General features: G+C 52.6%; 16 protein-coding genes. 11 read left to right on the forward strand and 5 right to left on the reverse strand.

The features are described from left to right. The first annotated feature begins 213 nt into the window (after window positions 1-213). The 5 genes from SOJ49_RS04560 to trpC all read left to right on the forward strand — a co-directional run bounded on the left by SOJ49_RS04560 (window position 214) and on the right by trpC (window position 5,163). Window positions 214-891 carry an HAD family hydrolase gene (locus SOJ49_RS04560; protein ID WP_369857049.1) on the forward strand — a complete coding sequence of 226 codons (678 nt, stop codon included), beginning with the start codon at window positions 214-216 and terminating at the stop codon, window positions 889-891. Between the two features lie 225 nt (window positions 892-1,116). Beyond that, window positions 1,117-2,601 (forward strand): anthranilate synthase component I, encoded by a 1,485-nt coding sequence (gene trpE / locus SOJ49_RS04565; protein WP_369857050.1) that lies wholly within the window; start codon window positions 1,117-1,119, stop codon window positions 2,599-2,601. Between the two features lie 78 nt (window positions 2,602-2,679). Beyond that, complete coding sequence (locus SOJ49_RS04570) at window positions 2,680-3,267, forward strand: aminodeoxychorismate/anthranilate synthase component II (RefSeq protein ID WP_369857051.1); 588 nt, start codon at window positions 2,680-2,682, stop codon at window positions 3,265-3,267. Between the two features lie 13 nt (window positions 3,268-3,280). Then, the gene (gene trpD / locus SOJ49_RS04575) at window positions 3,281-4,327 is read left to right on the forward strand and encodes an anthranilate phosphoribosyltransferase (protein WP_369857052.1); all 1,047 of its coding nucleotides are present in this window, start codon (window positions 3,281-3,283) and stop codon (window positions 4,325-4,327) included. Between the two features lie 29 nt (window positions 4,328-4,356). Beyond that, window positions 4,357-5,163, forward strand: coding sequence for an indole-3-glycerol phosphate synthase TrpC (gene trpC, locus SOJ49_RS04580; protein WP_369857053.1), 807 nt, complete (start codon window positions 4,357-4,359; stop codon window positions 5,161-5,163). A 92-nt stretch (window positions 5,164-5,255) separates the two neighbouring features. Here trpC and crp read toward each other — a convergent pair whose 3' ends face one another. After that, window positions 5,256-5,894 carry a cAMP-activated global transcriptional regulator CRP gene (gene crp / locus SOJ49_RS04585; protein ID WP_369857054.1) on the reverse strand — a complete coding sequence of 213 codons (639 nt, stop codon included), beginning with the start codon at window positions 5,892-5,894 and terminating at the stop codon, window positions 5,256-5,258. Window positions 5,895-6,276: 382 nt separating this feature from the next. Here crp and SOJ49_RS04590 point away from each other — a divergent pair, with 382 nt between their 5' ends. Together SOJ49_RS04590 and speD are read left to right on the forward strand one after the other, a co-directional pair. After that, window positions 6,277-6,696 (forward strand): OsmC family protein, encoded by a 420-nt coding sequence (locus SOJ49_RS04590; protein ID WP_369857055.1) that lies wholly within the window; start codon window positions 6,277-6,279, stop codon window positions 6,694-6,696. Window positions 6,697-6,768: 72 nt separating this feature from the next. Further along, window positions 6,769-7,563 (forward strand): adenosylmethionine decarboxylase, encoded by a 795-nt coding sequence (gene speD, locus SOJ49_RS04595; protein WP_369857056.1) that lies wholly within the window; start codon window positions 6,769-6,771, stop codon window positions 7,561-7,563. A 100-nt stretch (window positions 7,564-7,663) separates the two neighbouring features. Here speD and SOJ49_RS04600 read toward each other — a convergent pair whose 3' ends face one another. The 3 genes from SOJ49_RS04600 to SOJ49_RS04610 are packed head-to-tail and all read right to left on the reverse strand — an operon-like array spanning window position 7,664 to window position 11,631. After that, a complete protein-coding gene (locus tag SOJ49_RS04600) occupies window positions 7,664-9,670 on the reverse strand; it encodes a TonB-dependent receptor plug domain-containing protein (RefSeq protein WP_369857057.1) in 2,007 nt (668 codons plus the stop codon). Between the two features lie 30 nt (window positions 9,671-9,700). After that, a complete protein-coding gene (locus tag SOJ49_RS04605; RefSeq protein WP_369857058.1) occupies window positions 9,701-10,717 on the reverse strand; it encodes a methyltransferase in 1,017 nt (338 codons plus the stop codon). Further along, complete coding sequence (locus tag SOJ49_RS04610; protein WP_369857059.1) at window positions 10,714-11,631, reverse strand: MerR family transcriptional regulator; 918 nt, start codon at window positions 11,629-11,631, stop codon at window positions 10,714-10,716. Before SOJ49_RS04610 ends, SOJ49_RS04605 begins: the two co-directional genes overlap by 4 nt. 224 nt (window positions 11,632-11,855) lie before the next feature. Between SOJ49_RS04610 and SOJ49_RS04615 the strand changes: the two genes are divergently transcribed. After that, entirely contained in the window at window positions 11,856-12,317 is a 462-nt protein-coding gene (locus SOJ49_RS04615; RefSeq protein WP_369857060.1) for a PAS domain-containing protein, read from the forward strand. 229 nt (window positions 12,318-12,546) lie between these two features. On the opposite strand, the gene ppa is transcribed toward SOJ49_RS04615, so the two are convergent. Further along, on the reverse strand, window positions 12,547-13,077 hold the full coding sequence (ppa, locus tag SOJ49_RS04620; RefSeq protein ID WP_369857061.1) for an inorganic diphosphatase: 531 nt from the start codon (window positions 13,075-13,077) through the stop codon (window positions 12,547-12,549). A gap of 156 nt (window positions 13,078-13,233) precedes the next feature. Here ppa and SOJ49_RS04625 point away from each other — a divergent pair, with 156 nt between their 5' ends. Genes SOJ49_RS04625 through SOJ49_RS04635 form a run of 3 tightly spaced genes read left to right on the forward strand, consistent with a single transcriptional unit; the run spans window position 13,234 to window position 18,293 of the window. Next, window positions 13,234-15,474 (forward strand): TonB-dependent receptor plug domain-containing protein, encoded by a 2,241-nt coding sequence (locus tag SOJ49_RS04625; protein WP_369857062.1) that lies wholly within the window; start codon window positions 13,234-13,236, stop codon window positions 15,472-15,474. Window positions 15,475-15,492: 18 nt separating this feature from the next. After that, window positions 15,493-16,395 carry a hypothetical protein gene (locus SOJ49_RS04630; protein WP_369857063.1) on the forward strand — a complete coding sequence of 301 codons (903 nt, stop codon included), beginning with the start codon at window positions 15,493-15,495 and terminating at the stop codon, window positions 16,393-16,395. A gap of 35 nt (window positions 16,396-16,430) precedes the next feature. Beyond that, entirely contained in the window at window positions 16,431-18,293 is a 1,863-nt protein-coding gene (locus tag SOJ49_RS04635) for a response regulator (RefSeq protein WP_369857064.1), read from the forward strand. Window positions 18,294-18,296: the final 3 nt, after the last annotated feature.

Raw genomic sequence — 18,296 nt, forward strand, 5'->3', positions numbered from 1 at the left:
TTTACCGGGTTGCGATCAGGCGTTTCTGTTGCTCCCTGATGTCTTCAGACTACATCAACTTGTCACAAGGTCAATCATCTGGATGTAACATTTTTATGTTTTTTTGGCGGAACTTTTGAGTCTGAATGCAACAGTGAGTTGACGCGACGAATTCGCATTGGGAAGGATTTGAATGCATGTTAGTCTGAATGGACGCATTGTGGGCAGAGTGTCATGCAGGTATACAAGGTAAAAGTCGTTTTTTTTGATCTCGACGACTCACTGATTAACAAGGATGCCAATAGCCTCTGGATCAAATGGCGGGTTCGCCGTGAGCGTTGGGCGCTGGTTGAGGCGACTCTGGCTTTGGCCTCGCTGTATCGCGCCTATAAAAAAGGGCGGGTGACTCACTGGCGATTATCGAATTATTACAAAACCCGTGCCCGTGGCATGGCTTTATCGGTGTATCAGCAGCGGGTGGCGCAGTTTTTTGAGGAGCGTGGCCATCTGCATATTTATCCGCAGGCGGCATCGCTGCTATATGCCTATCAGAGCCAGGGTGTCGAGCTGGTGATGATTACGGGTGCCGATGATTATGTGGCTCGGGCCTACGCTGATGCATTGGGTATCACCCATGTGATCAGTAACCGCCTCAAGGTGGTTGATGATCGTATTGTCGGCTTGCAGCGACCACTGTGCTACGGCAGTGGCAAGGTGGGTTTGGCCCGAACCTTTTTGCGAGAACGGGGTTTGAAATTTGCAGATGCCGCATTTTATACCGACAGCCATGCCGATTTGCCCTTACTGGAAAAAGTGGCCCAGCCTGTAGTATTGAATCCGAATGCCCGTTTGCGTGACGCGGCGGAATTAAGAAGCTGGCCTTGTCTGGACTGGCGTCCCCTCAAAAACTGAAATCAACCGCCGCAAGGCTTGCCGGAGATTGGCCTTCTGGTATGATCTCTGTTCGATTAAATCACGACTATGGAGCCCGTGGTGTTCTACCCTCTGGATCGTCCTCAGCAACAAGGCCAACTGCTCGCCCGTCGATGGTGATAAACGCCTGATTTCCTGCATCACCTCTGTATTACATGGAAGGATGCATCCGCTATTGCGTTTAATCACACTCAGGTTCCTATTATGACTCCGCAAGAATTTGAAACGCTGGTTGCCCAGGGCTATAACCGTATTCCTGTGTCGCGCCAGGTTCTGGCTGATATCGACACTCCTCTCAGTACCTACCTGAAATTGGCCAATCGCCCTTATTCCTACTTGTTCGAATCGGTTCAGGGTGGAGAAAAATGGGGTCGATATTCGATGATCGGCTTGCCCGCACGACATATCATCAAGGTGTCGGGGCATCGGGTGGTACGGCTGGAAGATGGCGAAGTGGTCAGCGAGCTGGAAGTGCGTGACCCGTTGCAATATGTCAGCGAATTACAGCAAAGTTACAAGGTACCGGATTTGCCCGGCTTGCCGCGTTTTCAGGGCGGGCTGGTCGGCTATTTTGGTTACGATACCGTACGTTATATTGAACCCCGGCTGGAAAAGGGTTGCCCTGTCGATGAATTGAATACTCCGGACATTCTGTTGATGGTGTCAGAAGAGGTGGTGGTATTCGATAACTTGAGTGGCACCTTGCACCTCATTGTACTGGCTGATCCACAGCAGCAGGATGCTCTGACTATTGCCGAACGGCGTATTGAACAGTTGCGCGAACAGCTGCGTCAGCCTTACCAGGGAGAGGTGGGTCAGCCATTGGTGCAGCCACGTCAGGTGGTTGAAGATGATTTCCGCTCAGTGTTTGGTGCAGACGAGTTCCGCTCGGCGGTGTCTGCCATCAAGGATTACATCCTGGCCGGGGACATTATGCAGTGTGTGATATCCCAGCGTATGCAGATTCCGTTTGCGGGCGATCCGGTCAATATCTATCGCGCGTTGAGAACACTGAACCCGTCACCTTATATGTATTGTCTGCATCTGGATGATTTTCATGTTGTCGGTTCTTCGCCAGAGATTCTGGCGCGCCTTGAAGACGGTGAAGTCACCGTACGGCCGATTGCCGGAACGCGCAAACGGGGCCATACCGCCGCAGAGGATCTGGCACTGGAGCAGGAGCTGCTGGCTGATCCAAAAGAGATAGCAGAACATCTGATGCTGATCGACCTCGGGCGTAATGATGTTGGCCGGGTGGCGCAGACTGGCAAGGTGGAACTGACCGACAGAATGGTGGTGGAGCATTACAGTCATGTGATGCACATCGTTTCCAATGTCACCGGCCAGGTAAAAGACGGTACAACCGCGATGGACGTTCTGAGGGCCGTGCATCCGGCGGGAACCTTGAGTGGCGCGCCGAAAATCCGGGCAATGGAAATCATTGATGAACTGGAAACAACCAAACGGGGTGTGTACGGCGGCGCGGTGGGCTATTTGAGCTGGAACGGCAATATGGATACCGCTATTGCGATTCGTACCGCTGTTATCAAGGACGGTGTGCTGAATATTCAGGCAGGAGCCGGGATTGTGGCCGATTCAATTCCGGAAATGGAGTGGCAGGAAACCCTGAACAAGGGCCGGGCCATGTTCCGTGCCGTTGCTCTGGCGGAAGCCGGGCTGGATCAATAACGGCCTGCCAGACAGGCCGCCATCTTCCGAATGAATGTGACAAGGCGTCAGCTGTAGCGGGCGCCGCTGGAGTACAGCATGCTGGTAATGATTGATAACTACGACTCCTTTACTTACAACATCGTGCAGTATTTCGCCGAATTGGGTGCAGATGTGCGGGTGTTTCGTAACGACGACGTTACACTGGAGCAAATCGAAGCTTTGAAACCGGATCATCTCGTGATCTCCCCTGGGCCTTGTACACCGAACGAGGCCGGAATCTCGATGGACGCTATCCGTCACTTTGCCGGCCAGTTGCCGATCCTCGGGATTTGTCTTGGCCACCAGTCGATCGGCCAGGTATTTGGAGGCACGATTACGCGTGCTGGGCAGGTGATGCATGGCAAGCTGTCAGCAATACACCATGCCAATACCGGGGTGTTTAGCGGCCTGACGAATCCGTACCAGGCGACTCGCTACCACTCTCTGGTGATTGACAAGCACACCTTGCCTGCTTGCCTGGAAGTGACTGCCTGGACGCAAAACCCGGATGGCAGCATGGAAGAAATTATGGGGATTCGGCATCGGGAACTGGCGATTGAAGGGGTTCAGTTCCATCCCGAGTCCATTCTTACCGAACATGGCCATGACTTGCTCAACAACTTTTTGCAAATGCGGCTGAACTGATCAGGAGACCGTTATGGAAATGCGCGCTGCCCTTGCACGGGTTGTCGAAGGTGAAAATCTGACGACGGAAGAAATGACCGATGTCATGCGCCAGATAATGACCGGCCAGTGTGAAGATGCCCAGATCGGGGCATTTCTGGTTGCCTTGCGGATGAAGGGCGAAACCATTGACGAAATTGTCGGTGCGGTGCGTGTGATGCGGGATTTGGTTAGCGGCGTCAATGTTCATCCGCACCATGCGGTGGATATTGTCGGTACTGGTGGCGATGGCTCGAACTTGTTTAATGTCTCAACGGCCTCGTCCTTTGTGGTTGCGGCTGCAGGCGGCAAGGTCGCCAAGCACGGTAATCGTGGCGTTTCGTCGAAATCAGGCAGTGCCGATTTACTTGAGGCGGCGGGGGTCAAATTGACGCTCAGCCCCGAGCAGGTTGCCCGTTGTATTGAAGAGTTGGGAGTGGGCTTTATGTTTGCTCCCCAGCACCACAGTGCCATGAAACATGCCATTGGTGTGCGCAAGTCGCTGGGGCTAAGAACCATTTTTAACATTCTTGGGCCCATGACCAACCCGGCCGGTGTACCCAATCAGTTGATTGGTGTGTACAGCAAGGCGTTGGTGCGCCCGGTGGCGGAAGTGATGCAGCGGATGAACGCTGGCCACGTCATGGTAGTGCATTCCGATGACGGACTGGATGAAATCAGTCTGGCTGGCCCTACGTACGCCTGTGAGCTTTACATGGGTGAACTTCGTGAACGTATTATTCGTCCAGAAGAGCTGGAAATTGAACCACGCAGCCTGAATGGTCTGATCGTTAATAGCGCGGCTGAAAGTCTGGAGTTGATTCAGGATGCGTTGGGCAAACGTAAAACGGAAGCAGGCAAGAAAGCCGCAGATATGCTGGCTTTGAATGCCGGTGCTGCCATTTATGTGGCTGGCTTGGCGCTGAATCTGAAAGATGGTGTCAGCATGGCACAGGATGCCATCTACTCGGGTCTGGCACTGGAAAAAATGAAAGAGCTGGTCAGCTTTTCAACCTGTCTGGTTGAAGATGGCGCTGCCTGAAACCGGCGAAACAAAAGGCGAATAACGCAGTGAATAACGATACACCGACCGTACTCCGAAAAATCCTCGCAACCAAAGCACTGGAAATCAAGCAGCGTCGGCGTAACTTGCCGTTGGCTGAATTAAGAGCGCAGGCGTTGGATCAGGACCCGGAACAACTACGCGGCTTTTATCGAGCCATGCGTGCCCGCATTGATGCCGGTGATCCTGCGGTTATTGCCGAAGTAAAAAAAGCATCACCATCGAAGGGCGTATTACGTGAACATTTTGTCCCTGCAGCCATTGCCGAGTCTTACGAAAAGGGCGGTGCGGCGTGTTTGTCGGTACTGACGGATCGTGAGTATTTTCAGGGGCATGAGGATTTTCTCCAACAAGCCCGTAGTGCCTGCTCGCTGCCGGTCATCCGCAAGGATTTTCTGGTGGATCCCTACCAGATTTACGAAGCACGGACGTTGAATGCCGACTGTATTTTACTGATTGTCTCGGCGTTGTCGGGCATGCAGTTGCAGGATCTGGAAGGTCTGGCGCAGGAGCTGGGTATGGATGTGCTGGTCGAGGTTCATGATCAGCGTGAACTGGAATCTGCGCTGACGTTGACAACGCCGCTGTTGGGTATCAATAACCGCAATCTGCATACGTTTGAAGTGACGTTGGAAACGACCTATGGTTTGTTGGCGGCGGTGCCAGACGATAAATTGCTGGTAACGGAAAGCGGTATTTTGAGTCGTGAGGATGTTGAAGCCATGCGTCAGCACCATGTTCATGGCTTTTTGGTCGGAGAGGCCTTTATGCGGGCTGATGAGCCTGGCGTCGAGCTGAGCAAACTGTTTTTCTGACCGATGGTTTTTATGATCACCACAAAAAACACTGCCATGACAGTGTTTTTTTGATTGTGCTAGTCAATAAAGCATTGAATCCGGTATCAAATTCAGCGGGTGCCGTACACCACCATGGTTTTGCCTTTGACGGATACCAGGCCGCTGTCTTCAAGGTCTTTTAATACCCGACCGACCATTTCGCGGGAGCAGCCAACAATGCGGCCGATTTCCTGCCGTGTAATCTTGATTTGCATACCATCCGGGTGAGTCATGGCATCAGGCTCCTTGCTCAATTCCAGCAAGGTGCGAGCAACACGGCCAGTGACGTCCATAAATACCAAGTCACCGGCTTTGCGGGTGGTATGGCTCAGGCGATGCGCCATTTGGCGGAACAAGCGGAAGAGCAGCGCAGGATTCAGTTTGACCAGTTCTTCAAACTTGCTGTAGCTGATTTCGGCAACTTCACATTCGATTTTGGATTTTACCCAAGCGGTACGGGTCTTGTGCTCTTCATCAAACAGGCCCATTTCACCAAAGAAGTCGCCAGGATTCAGGTAGGCCATGATCATATCGCGTCCGTCTTCGTCTTCAATAATGACGCTGACGGAGCCTTTGACCAGATAGTACAGGGTGTGACTTTCTTCTCCAGCATAAATCAGGGTGCTGCGCGCCGGGTAACGACGACGGTGACATTGAGACAAAAAGTCTTCCAGATAGGGATCCTTTTGGGGCAGTCTTACCAGGCTCATAGTTGGGCTTCCAATCCGGTACTGATGCGATTATTGCTCATGAACAGAATAAGTTAAATAGTATGTCAGTTTGTGACGCAGTGCGTTAGTGCTTTTACCATTACAGACAGTATGGCTTTCAGTTCCGTGAACCAGATCATTAATATCAGTAAAATCATGTAAGCCTTTGATTTGTCTTGTAGGGTTCGGGTTTGCCCGGCATAACAGCCGGATTTGGTAGCAAGGATAGGGCGGCGGCATCAAATGTATCGGCAGATTGAACTTTTTGTCAGGGTGACAAAACACGGCGACAGGGCGTGTTGCCCAGGTGAGACAATTTAACCGCGCGCGCAGGTTATGGTACGCTCCGCGCCTTTCTTTAATAACTGTGCTGGTTGACGAGATGAAAGCAGAAATCAAATGGGTAGATGGTGCCATGTTCCTGGGTGAGTCTGGCAGTGGTCACACAGTTGTCATGGATGGTCCAGAAGATCACGGTGGCAGGAACATGGGGGTTCGGCCGATGGAAATGCTGTTGCTGGGCCTGGGCGGTTGTACCAGTTTTGATGTCATGAGCATCCTGACCAAACAGCGTCAGCAGGTCACCGATTGTGTTGCCTCCATTGAAGCGGAACGGGCAGATTCCGTGCCGTCGGTCTTTACCCGTATACATGTACATTTCAAAGTGTCCGGGAAACATCTGAAGGCGGGCAGTGTGGAGCGCGCAGTCACTCTGTCGGCAGAAAAATACTGCTCGGCATCGATTATGCTCGAACAGGCGGGTGTTGCCATTACCCACAGCCATGAAGTGATTGAAGCCTGATATCAGCTTCAATGAAATTCAAATTTTAACATCCACACCACCGCATCAGGCGGGGTTGATGAGGATACGCTATTGAACGACAAGTTGCGCCTGCATGGCTTCAACAACCTGACCAAGTCTTTGAGTTTTAATATCTACGATATTTGTTATACCCAGACCGAGAAAGAACGTCAGGAATACATCGAATACATTGATGAACTCTACAACGCTGACCGCCTGACTCAGATTCTGGGTGATGTAGTGGATATTATCGGTGCAAATATTCTCAATGTGGCCCGTCAGGATTATGAGCCACAGGGCGCAAGTGTGACCATTTTGATTGCTGAGCATGAAGTACCGCCCAGCGATGATCTGATGGAAGAGAAGCCTGGCCCATTGAGAGATTCTGTCGTTGCTCATCTCGATAAAAGCCATGTGACGGTGCACACCTACCCAGAGAGTCATCCGGATGGCGGGATCAGCACTTTCCGGGCAGATATTGATGTCTCGACATGCGGTCTGATCTCGCCGCTGAAGGCATTAAATTATCTGATTCATGCACTGGATTCAGACATCGTTACGGTGGATTACCGGGTGCGCGGTTTTACCCGTGATGTTGATGGCAACAAGCATTATATCGACCACGATATTAATTCAATCCAGAACTATCTGACCGAAGACACCCGCAACGCCTATCAGATGATCGATGTGAACGTGTACCAGGAAAATACCTTCCACACCAAAATGTTGCTGAAGGATTTTGAACTGGATAACTACCTGTTCGGAGAAGCGGCACTGAGCCTGAGTACTGCAGAGCGCGAAGTGATTGAGAACAAGGTGCGCAAGGAAATGCTGGAGATCTTCTACTCCCGTAATATGCCTGACTGATTCGGGTAAACGCCCACAGGGCAGTGCCTTTGACTGGGGCGCTGTCCTGTTTTTTTGTCTTTTGGGTCTGAAACTCGACAGGGGTTCTCCTGTGTTTCGGCTAGCCTTCCTTGCGTAATTGCAATTGCCAGCGCCATTCGCTGGCGCTTTCTAACTGGAAATCCGGATCATTGCTGCGGTAGTCACCGGTCAGGTGTTGGCTGATGGATACACCGATACGCCAACCACCTGTCCAGGAGTAGTCAAGATAGCCACCACAATCATGGGAAGGCGTGTTCCGTACGCTGATTTCGTGCGTGTCTCCAACTGCGAGATGGGCCGATTGACCTTGATAAAACCAGTAGGCTCCGAGTCGGGCATGACGGAAATACCAGTACTCCACGCTGGCTTTGATCACGGCGTCCGGAGACTGATCCAGCCGTCGGCGTTGTTCTATTACTTGCCCACCCCGAACATCCGACTCATAAAGATTAGCTCCCAGTTCGACAATCAGTGGTCGCTCAGCCAGCGATAACGGTCGCCGTACAGACAGACTAATACCGCGCAGAACGGCAGGAACAGCACTGTTGACCGGTGTGATCTGATATTGCCCTGCGGCCAAAGCGTCATAGCGATAATGGATGGGCTGGTAGAGGCTGCGCTGGAAGACTGACAGAATCAAGCCTTCTTCTTCCGCCCGGACACCGGTCTGGAATTGGCGCTGATAGCGCATCACGTAGGAGGTTATCTGCTCGTCCACCAGGTTGGCATTGCCCATCCATAACAGGTTCTCGTCATCCAGTTGGTGGGGAACCCGATCCCTGGCGCGGGCTGAATGAATGCTTTGGCCGAGGCTGAACTGCAATTGTTGATGATAGTCGAGGCGACGATTGAGGATTGCACTGGGCAACCAGTAGGTCGCGGTTGCGATCTCAGATTGGTCGGCAAGACTTTGATCTCCTTCATTGTCTTGGCTGAGTTCATAGGATTCCAGCCGTAATCCCAGCGTAAGACGGGTACCGGGCGTTACCTGCCAAGCATCCTGTATAAAGGCAGAGGCCCGGTTTTCCTTGAATATCAGCTGTTGTTGCTGGCTATCGCCAGCATGGTAGGTGCTCTGCTTTCGTTGCTGGTAGCTCAGCCCCAGTGACCAGCGGTGTTCATCGCGGGTTTCTGCCAGTGTCCAGTTCAGTCGATAGCGGCTGTCGTCTTCGTCATCGTAGGTGTTGTCTCGTTGTTGTTGCTGTTCAAATTGCTCACCTGTCAGCGACAGTCGGGTAATACGGCTATCAATTTGATGACTGGCACTAAAGCGAAGATATTGATTGGTGCGGTCATGCTGGTAGGTCGTATCGGCCAGGCCTGGGTGACTGGCATCATAACGTAACGTTAATGGCAGAGCGGTGTGATTGCGGTCGAAGTCGCTGTTCATCAGCATGAGTTCACTGCTCAGGCGTGTTGCTGCAGATAATGAAGCTTGGTGATACAGCCGCAGCGTATCGTCTTGCTGCTGACGGTGTTGTGACCAGGTTTGCCGGGTGCCATCGTCATACGTCCCCTGGTTGTTGCTAGCCTGGCGAATACGTGAAAGACCGATTCGCAGAGTACGAGATAGTGATACATCGGCCAGCAGTTGATAACCATCCTCCGGACCACTGATGCCTGCCAGGTAACTGCTTGGGCTGAATTGATCCTTCAGTATCAGGTTGATGGCACCGGCAGCGCCTCCCCCCCAGTCCTGGTCTGACTGGCTGTTTTCACTGATGTCAATTTGCTTGATCATGGCGGCCGGAATGCGCTCAAGAGCCAGCCGCTGGGCATTGCTGTCTCCCAGTAGCGGTTGGCCATTAATAGACAAACTTTGGTAGCTGCCGCTCATGCCATAAAGGAGTACGTCGTCCTCTATATTGAGATTCTTACCCATCCCAGTAGTGGGGAGCTGGCGTAGCAGGTCGAGGGCTGTCAGGGGCAAAAAGCGGCTGTAGTTTTCCGGGTCGTAGGAAAGTGTTGCATCATTTGCCTGACCCGGAGCAGAGAATCCGAGCAGTGCTACCAGTACACTGGCTGGAATCAGCTGGAGCAGGGGATGTCGACGCCTGACACTGATGTGTTGCTCGTTCCTGAACATGGTGTTCCCCCTGCTGTCGGACTCCGGCGGTTAATGGCTGATACGGAGTATCTTGAAGCCGTTGGCTGTGGCGACTTCCTCTACCTGGCTGAAGTGGTGTGTGGCCCACTCTTCATAGGGCAAGTGGCGGTTGGCGACGACCCAGAGCTTGCCTCCTGCCCGTAATTGTTTGCGGGCACTGGCAAACAGTTGTTCGGCAAAATGGTAGTCTGTCTCTTTGCCAGCGTGGAACGGTGGGTTGCTGATAATGGTCTCAAAATAGCCGTCGACCTGGCTCATGCCATCACTGGCGATAATATCTGCCTGGATCCCTAACCGCGCCGCATTCAGTGCGGCGCTGCGCAGTGCAAAGGCGTCGGTATCTGCCAGCGTCAGACTGATGTCCGGGCTACGCAGCGCCTGGCTTAGGCCCAGTACGCCACAGCCGCAACCCAGATCCAGCACCTTGCCGTGCAGCGGCTTGAGTTGTGCCAACAGTAACTCGGTGCCCTTGTCGAGAGCCCCCTGACTGAATACGCCGGGCAGGGATAGATAATCCCGACCATCGTAGTGTGTTGCTTTGGCGAGTGCCAGCCAGTTGAACGCTTGTTGCTGAGGCCGCAGCAGCGCTGACCACAGGCTGCAATGGCGGGCACTGTCGTGCTTCAGCGGATCCGCAAGGTGCTTGATGGCGTTATTGATGCTTTTGCCACCGCTGTCATTGGCGCCGACCAGCCAGACTTCAGGCAGATGGCGGTGAGCGGGTACCCGAGTCAGCATTTGTACCAGAGCGATGGCCAGTTGCTTGGCTTTAGGCCAGACAATAACGACGCGTTCGGTGTTATCCGGTAGTTCGGCTTCGGGAATAGCGAAGGTGACCTTGTCTTCGCCCAGCGCCGCTGACATGGCGAGGTAGCAGCGCCAATCCCAGGTTTGCACCCGGCACCCGGCGCTACGCACCATGTTGAGCCACTCGGGATCGGTGTCGCTCTCGCTGGTAAGGATCAGCGTGGTCGCCGTCAGCAAATCCGGGTGGCGGGTCAGTAATTGGTAGGGGGCCTGGTTCATGCCGTCATTCCTTGCACTATGTCGCGTACGTTTAATGCTGCGATCTGGTAGTCGTCGCCAAGTGGGACCAGCCCTTGCTGACGTAATTGACTGTCAAATTCACTGGATTGTCCGGTGACAAACAACGGACAGCCGGTTTCTGCGGCAATCTTGTGTAATTGCTGAATACGTTCTGTCGAAGGTGTTGCTTCTATTTGTAGAATGGCGACAGGCCAGTGTCGACATTCGTTCAGCAACGGGATGATTTGCTCCAGCGCCATTAAACCGGACAGCCGAGTAGCGCCCAGACCGAGTTGTCGGATCAGCAAACCGAGCAGTAACAGATTGATTTCGCTGTCTCTGGTGCAGTTTGCCAGCAGTATTCTTGGCTGTTCTGGCGTTGTTCCGCTTTCTGACAGGCGCCAGGCCAGCCTGGCTTGCAGGAATGAAGTAAAAAAGCACAGTCGGGCGCTGCCCAGTGTCTGGGTGCTGTTTTCCCTGAGCTGACGATAAAAAGGCACAAACAGAAATCGCAGCGCCAGCTCAACCGGAAAAAACTGGCTGACTTCATCAAAGGTGGAAGCCAGCAAACGGTCGTCAAAGTCTTGCGTCGCTTGCTGTAATAATTCCCGATAATGCTGCCACTGGGAAGGTTTGGCGGCGGTAAGCGGAGTATCAAGATCGGCCTCGCCATTCGCCAGCATGGCTTGGGCCTGGGAAATGGGGATGCCGCGATTCAGCAAGGCAATCACCCGTTTGATCAGCTGTATGTCTTGCTCGGTGTAAAGGCGATGCCCCTTGGCGGTGCGTTTGGGTTCGATCAGTCCATAGCGTCGTTCCCAGGCGCGCAAGGTGATGGCATTGATGCCTGTTTCCGCAGACACTATCCGGATCGGATAATACGCAGCGTGAGATTCGGAACCATTGCCAGTCATGTCATGGGCTCTTGCGTTATCTGGTAACAAGCAGGCTGTCACCTTGGGTGGACGGTGACCGGGTACGATGATGAAATCTTCTTTTGTAACCGGTGGTGTACAAGGGTGTACAGATTCTATTCTTACATCGTTACAAAGTAAAAGTCGCGTCCCAAAGGGGCCAAATACTTGACCACGGCGGTGACGCTGATTAACTTGCCGGAATATTCCAATGGAGAGCATGTATGTTTGCTGACGCGTCAGACCCTCAGGGGCCGATCAGCCTTGAGCTGTTGAAAAAAGCGGTCGATGCCTCCAATGATGGCATCGTCATTGCCGAGCAGGAAGGTGACGACAATATTCTGGTTTACGTCAACAAGGCGTTCGAGCGTCTGACTGGCTATCAGGCCGATGAGATTCTCTATCAGGATTGTCGTTTTTTACAGTTGGGCGATCGGGATCAGGCCGATCTGGGTGCAATCCGCCAGGCGATTGCTGAAGGACGACCGGCACGAGCCACACTGAGAAATTATCGCAAGGATGGGTCGTTGTTCTGGAACGAATTAAGTCTGTCGCCAGTGTACAGTGATGACGATCAGCTGATGTATTACATCGGTGTGCAGAAAGACGTCACCGCGACCGTTGAAGCCCTGCATCGTGCTGAAGTGGCAGAGGCCGAGTTGGCCAGGTTGCGTAGCCTGCCCTGATCCGTTGAGCACAGCTGTAAAAGTTACGCTGTTAAAAATCATCTCAAAAGGCTCATTCAGCACGGTTAAACTGCGCTTTTTCGTTGATTGTTGCCTCGGTCTTTTATCGCTCACTCTATTTTTTAGATGCCAGGGTGGGCTTTAACCATCCAATAGGAAGCATAAAAAAAGCAGAGTCGCGGCTGCGCTCTGCTTTTTTATTGATACTGATTGGTTGGTCTGTACCGGATTACTTGTTGTTGTAAGCTTCGGCAGATTCCATGATCAGGCGACGTGCTTCGTCGGCATTACCCCAGTCGCGCACCTTGACCCATTTTCCGGCTTCCAGATCCTTGTAGTTTTCAAAAAAGTGGGCAATCTGGTTGCGCAGCAACTCAGGTACGTCGTTTACGTCCTGAACGTCATCATAAATCTTGCTGAGTTTGGTATGAGGAACGGCGAGTAACTTGACGTCTTCGCCACCTTCGTCTTCCATGTTAAGTACGGCAACCGGGCGAGCGCGGATGACAGAACCCGGTTGTACTGGATAAGGCGTGATCACCAGCACGTCAAGTGGGTCACCGTCACCTGCCAACGTATTTGAAATATAACCATAGTTGGCCGGGTAGAACATCGGGGTGGCCATGAAGCGATCGACCATCAGGCAATCCATGTCCTTGTCTATTTCGTATTTGATGGGGGCATGGTTGGCTGGAATTTCAATGACGACGTAAACATCGTTTGGCAGGTCTTTACCTGCGGAAATGGCGTTGTAGCTCATCTTGTTTTCCCTGGGTCGGTTGAGTTATTTGGCCGGATTATAGCCAAGCGGCTCTTGTTCTGTCAGGTCTACATCAGTATAAAACTGCAGGCATCGACCAAAAGATGCAGGCAGCCGGTTTATTATCCTGATCAGCGAGTAAAAGAAATACGACTTATGGCGATGTTAATTTGGGCCTTGGTGGGCATCCCGTTACTGTGGGGGTCTGGCAATGCGACGGCCAGCGATTTCGACGATAAGCAGCTGCCAGACTTTGCGGAAGTCTTTGGCCTCGGTGATGATGATATTCCGGTTGTCTTGACGGCGACGCGCCTGCGCCAGCCGCGTGCCGAGGTACCTGCCAGTGTCACCGTGATTGAAGCAGAGCAAATCGAGGCATGGAATGTCCGAACCCTGCCAGAACTGATGCGTTTTGTGCCAGGCATGTTTATTGGTCATGGCGATGATGAGAACAACGCATCGATTGCCTATCACTCTTCCAGCCCCAGTGTGATGAGGCGCTTACAGGTGATGGTGGATGGCCGCTCGGTGTTTAAATCCGGCATTGCCTCGGTGGTCTGGGATGATATACCGATCGCGTTAGAGGATATTCAGCGGATTGAAATTACCCGAGGCCCCAGTTCGGCAACCTATGGCTCCAATTCCTTTCAGGGGGTCATTAACATTATCAGCAAGCACCCGGGTGACACTTTGGGGGTGCGTTTGCGTTACCGTAATGGCAATCAGGGAGAGGATGACAGTTTGGCCAGTTATTCCTGGCAAGATGACAGTGTTTCCTACCGACTGACAGCACAACTGAATGCATCGAATGGGTTTGATGGTATCGATAGCACGAAGGGGGCTGATGACCTGCGCGACAGCAGCCGTCATGGTTTTGTCAGCCTGAATCGGACTCAGGGGTTTGAGGGTGGCTGGCAGCTGAATACCCAGGCGGCCTACAAGGCGGGCCATACTGACATTCGCCAGGGGGATTTTGATCAGGGTTATCCAGATCAGGATACGCGTCAGGGAATGGTCATGGCCAAGCTTTCTCGGGATTTCAGTGCCAATCATTCGTCTTCGGTACGTGCCTACTGGCAATATGATGATCGCACGCAGGAGACTTCTGTCCGGGTGCCAACGATATTGCTGGATCCGAACCTGTATGCCCTCTATCGCAACAATCCGGATCTGGCTCGGTTGGCATTAAATGAATCCATGATTAATGCCGTGGCATCCGGGGCTTCTGCCGAGCAGCTTGAGGCGTTGGCAACGTCAGCTGGCCATCCGGTTGAGGTCAGCAATTCCGATCTGGATCAGCTGCAGGCGATGCTGGCGAGTACCGGTGGGGACGTTGCCAATTTGTCGCAAGAGGTGACGGGACAAACCAATTGGAATATCGCTGATGAGCGGGTTGATATTGAATTTCAGGATACCCGGCGCTGGAGTAACTCACTGCGTACGGTCTTGGGTATCAATATGCGACGGGATCAGGTGACGTCCGAGACGTATTTTGGCGGCAAGGTAAATAACGATACCTATCGGGTGTTTGGTAATCTGGAATGGCGCAGCTATGATCGTGTCATTGTCAACCTTGGTGGCACCTATGAGCGCGAAGATGCCAATGATGATGCCTTCTCTCCCCGGATTGGCCTGAATCTGTTATTGACCCCCCAGCAGAGTATTCGCCTTATTCACTCAGAAGCCGTGCGTTCACCGGATTTGCTGGAGCAGAACCCTAATTATACGGTGGCCGTCAGCGGCCTTGGGGATAATTACCTCGGCTTGTCGGAAGGACAGTTTTTTATTCATCAATGGCCGGAGTCAAGGGATCTCGATCATGAGCGAATTGTCAGCACCGAAGTAGGCTATTATGGTCGTTTCTCTGATCCTGATATCGAAATTGATCTGAAATTGTTTCAGGAGCATATGACCCACCTGATTTCGGATCCCATTCAGATTCAGAGCCTGGCCATCAGTTCGGATACCCAAATGGATATTGATGGGGCAGAAGTACAGCTTAACTGGCGCATGACTCCCACAGACTGGATCTGGTTGTCGTCTGCCTATATTAATGTCGAGCTCAAGGGTGAGGATGGCGTGCAACGCAATCAACGTGTTGATACCCGCCTCAGTGCGAAAGACAGTGTGGTTGCGAGCTGGCATCATCAGGGCAGTCGCTGGAGTCTGACGGGGTCACATTTCTGGTACGACGCCTACAATAGTAAGTACAGCGGCAAGGGAAATCGCTATCGTCGCTATGAAGTCAGTCTGAAAGTATTTGACCGGATCGGCCGGTATAACCCTTGGTTGGGTTTTCATTTACAGCATCTGGTTGACGACAGTAGTCTGGTGTACGCGAACCAGCGCTACTCTACAAATAATCTGTACAATGTACAGCTTGGCCTTAATTTCTGACAGGGAGCGGATGCTTGCATGGATGCATGGCTTTTCAAGCAATGGTTTAAGCTACTGGTTTTTCCCCTGTTAGTCGGGTTGAGTGGTACTGCCAGTGCGCTTGAGTTGCTGTTTATCACCCATAAGACGATGGACTCGGTTAATGAGCTGGCAGCACAGACGGCTGCCGGATCTGGCGCCAGCTCGACGGTACGGGTGTTGTCTGACGGTCATCTGGACAGCGCCATTGCCAGTGCTGATGTCGTGGTGTTGGTCGGCCCTGTGGCAGTGCGGGAAGCGGCGTCTCTGGCGTTGCCCATTGCCTTGCCAGTGTTGGCTACCCTGGTAACTCGTGAAGACATCTTCAGGGCAGATCATCTGTCCAGTGCTGTGTATCTGGAGCCACCCTTGATGCGTCAGGTTAGCCTTGCCCACGAGATTCTCGGTCGCCAGACTCCGCTCGGCTTGCTGGCCAGTAGTCCGGAGCGTCTGCTCACCTTGTGTTGCAACGAAAGTGCATTACGCAAGATGGGAGTCACTCCTTATTTTATCAGTGACTATCCGGGTATGAATCGAGCGCTGGTGGATCTGTTGCAGGACAATCAGGCGCTGGTCGGCATTTACGATCCCGAGTTGTTCAGTGCTGCCAATATCAAGAATATCCTCATTACCGCCTATCGCCAGAATCGACCATTGATTGGTCCATCCAGTGCTTATATCCGTGCTGGTGCGCTGGCGACGACCTATAGCGACCTTGACGATGTTGCCAGTCGACTGGTGGATATCATTCGGCAGGGGAGCAAGTCGGGTAGCTGGCCAGAGCCGGACTACAATCCCTATTTCAAGGTGCGTTACAACGAACAGGTGGCTCGCTCCCTGAATCTGGTGCTGCCCGATGAAAATGACATGGTAACCCGCCTCAAGGACAGGGAACGTCGATGATTTCGGTTCGGCGCTGGTCGATCCGCCTAAGAATCATGTTGGTTGCAACAATTCCGGTGGTGTTGGCAGCGATTCTGATCACCAGTTATCACATGATGCAGCGCTGGGAGGAGTTACAGCGGGAAACTGACAGCTTGGCGAATATCGCGCTGGAACACCTGGTGGCAGGCGCAGAATATCCTATTTTTTCAGGCAACTATCAGTTGCTGAATCCGGTGGTGATGGCGGTGCTCAAGCAGCCTTCCATTGCGGCCGTTGAGATCCTGGATATGAGTGGCAAGCGGCTGTATTTCCAGCAAACCGAGCGTTACGAAGAAATCCCCAGAAAGGATGTTCGTACCTTGACGCGGGAAATTTTTCCTGAAATTCCGGCGCTGGACAGCTTGTCCGAGTTTGATTCCCAACAGCCAGAGGTACACCGTATCGGGCTGGTCAAGATGGAAGTGGCGGATACCTTTATTCGTCAGCGTCAGGACGCCATTATGTATCAGTCCATGGTGGCAGGTCTGGGGTTTGTACTGGTCTCCATGCTGGTGGCTGGGGGAATCTCGACAACGATTATCCCGCCGCTTGAACGACTCACTGGCTTTATCGGCCAGCTGGCTTCTGGCAATGTCAAACAGCGTATTACGATCGACAGTGGGGCAGAGATAGGCAATCTTCAAGATAGCGCTAATCGGCTGGCTGAGTCGTTGCAGCACGCTCAGGAAGCCCACCGGCGCTATACCGCAGAACTCCGGGAAGAACAGCACAAAAGCCAGCAGGCCAGTCAGGCCAAAAGTGAATTTCTGGCGATGATGAGCCATGAATTACGTACGCCATTAAATGGCGCAGTAGGGATGCTGCAGTTGATCGCACTGGATAACGAGGCTGAGGAATTTTACGAATACAAATCGATGGCTGAGCAGTCGCTGACCAATCTGGCACAGCTACTGGAAGATGTGCTGGTGGTTGTAGACACGGAAAAGAATAACTTGCCGGTGGTTTTTGCCGAGCATCCGCTGCCTGAAATACTGGCGACCCTGATGCACGAGTTCAGCCTTCGGGCACTGGAAAAGCGGCTGTCTTTCGTTGTTGAATACGATGATATCCTGTCGCAAGGCAAAATTCGGGTGGATCCATCGCTGGTGCGGCAAATTGTTCGCCACATCATTGACAACGCGATCAAATTTACCGAACAAGGGTATGTGGTGGCATTGTTCTCGATTCATCAGCAGCCGACCAGCCACTGGCTCAGAATCCAGGTGAAGGATACCGGGATCGGCATTCCGCCCGATAAACGACACAAGGTTATGGAAGCCTTTTCCCAGATAAGCTCATCTTTCAGTCGTCAATACGACGGGATTGGGCTGGGTCTGACCATTTCACAGCATATCAGCCATATCCTCGGCGGCAGTATCCAGTTACGGGATAATGACGGTGGGGGAACCCAGGTATTAATCAATCTGCCGATCAAGCGTTCTGTCGTGTCCGGTAACCAAGACACGGATGTGCTTGGTATGGCGCTTGCCGTTTTGGTGGTAGAAGACAATGTGGTTAACCTCAAGGTGGCAGAAAAAATGATCCTCAAGGCGTGTCCTGGAGCCAACGTGGTTGCTGCCGAAAACGGCGAACGCTGTCTGGAATGCGTGGCGGAGCAGGATTTTGATCTGATTCTTATGGATTGTCAGATGCCGGTTCTGGATGGCTTTGAGACAACCCGGCGTTTGCGTGCCAACGGCGTGACAACCCCTATTGTTGCCTGTACCGCCAATGGCTCGGATCTGGTGTTTCGGCGCTGTATCGGCGTGGGAATGAATGACTACCTGGGTAAGCCGCTGTCATTGGCTTCGCTGCAAGCCACTTTGCTGAAGTGGGGCCGGAAGGGAGGAACGGAGGTCAGTACGACGGATCGCTGACCT

This window comes from Candidatus Thalassolituus haligoni (assembly GCF_041222825.1).
GTDB classification, from domain to species: Bacteria; Pseudomonadota; Gammaproteobacteria; order Pseudomonadales; family Oceanobacteraceae; genus Oceanobacter; species Oceanobacter antarcticus.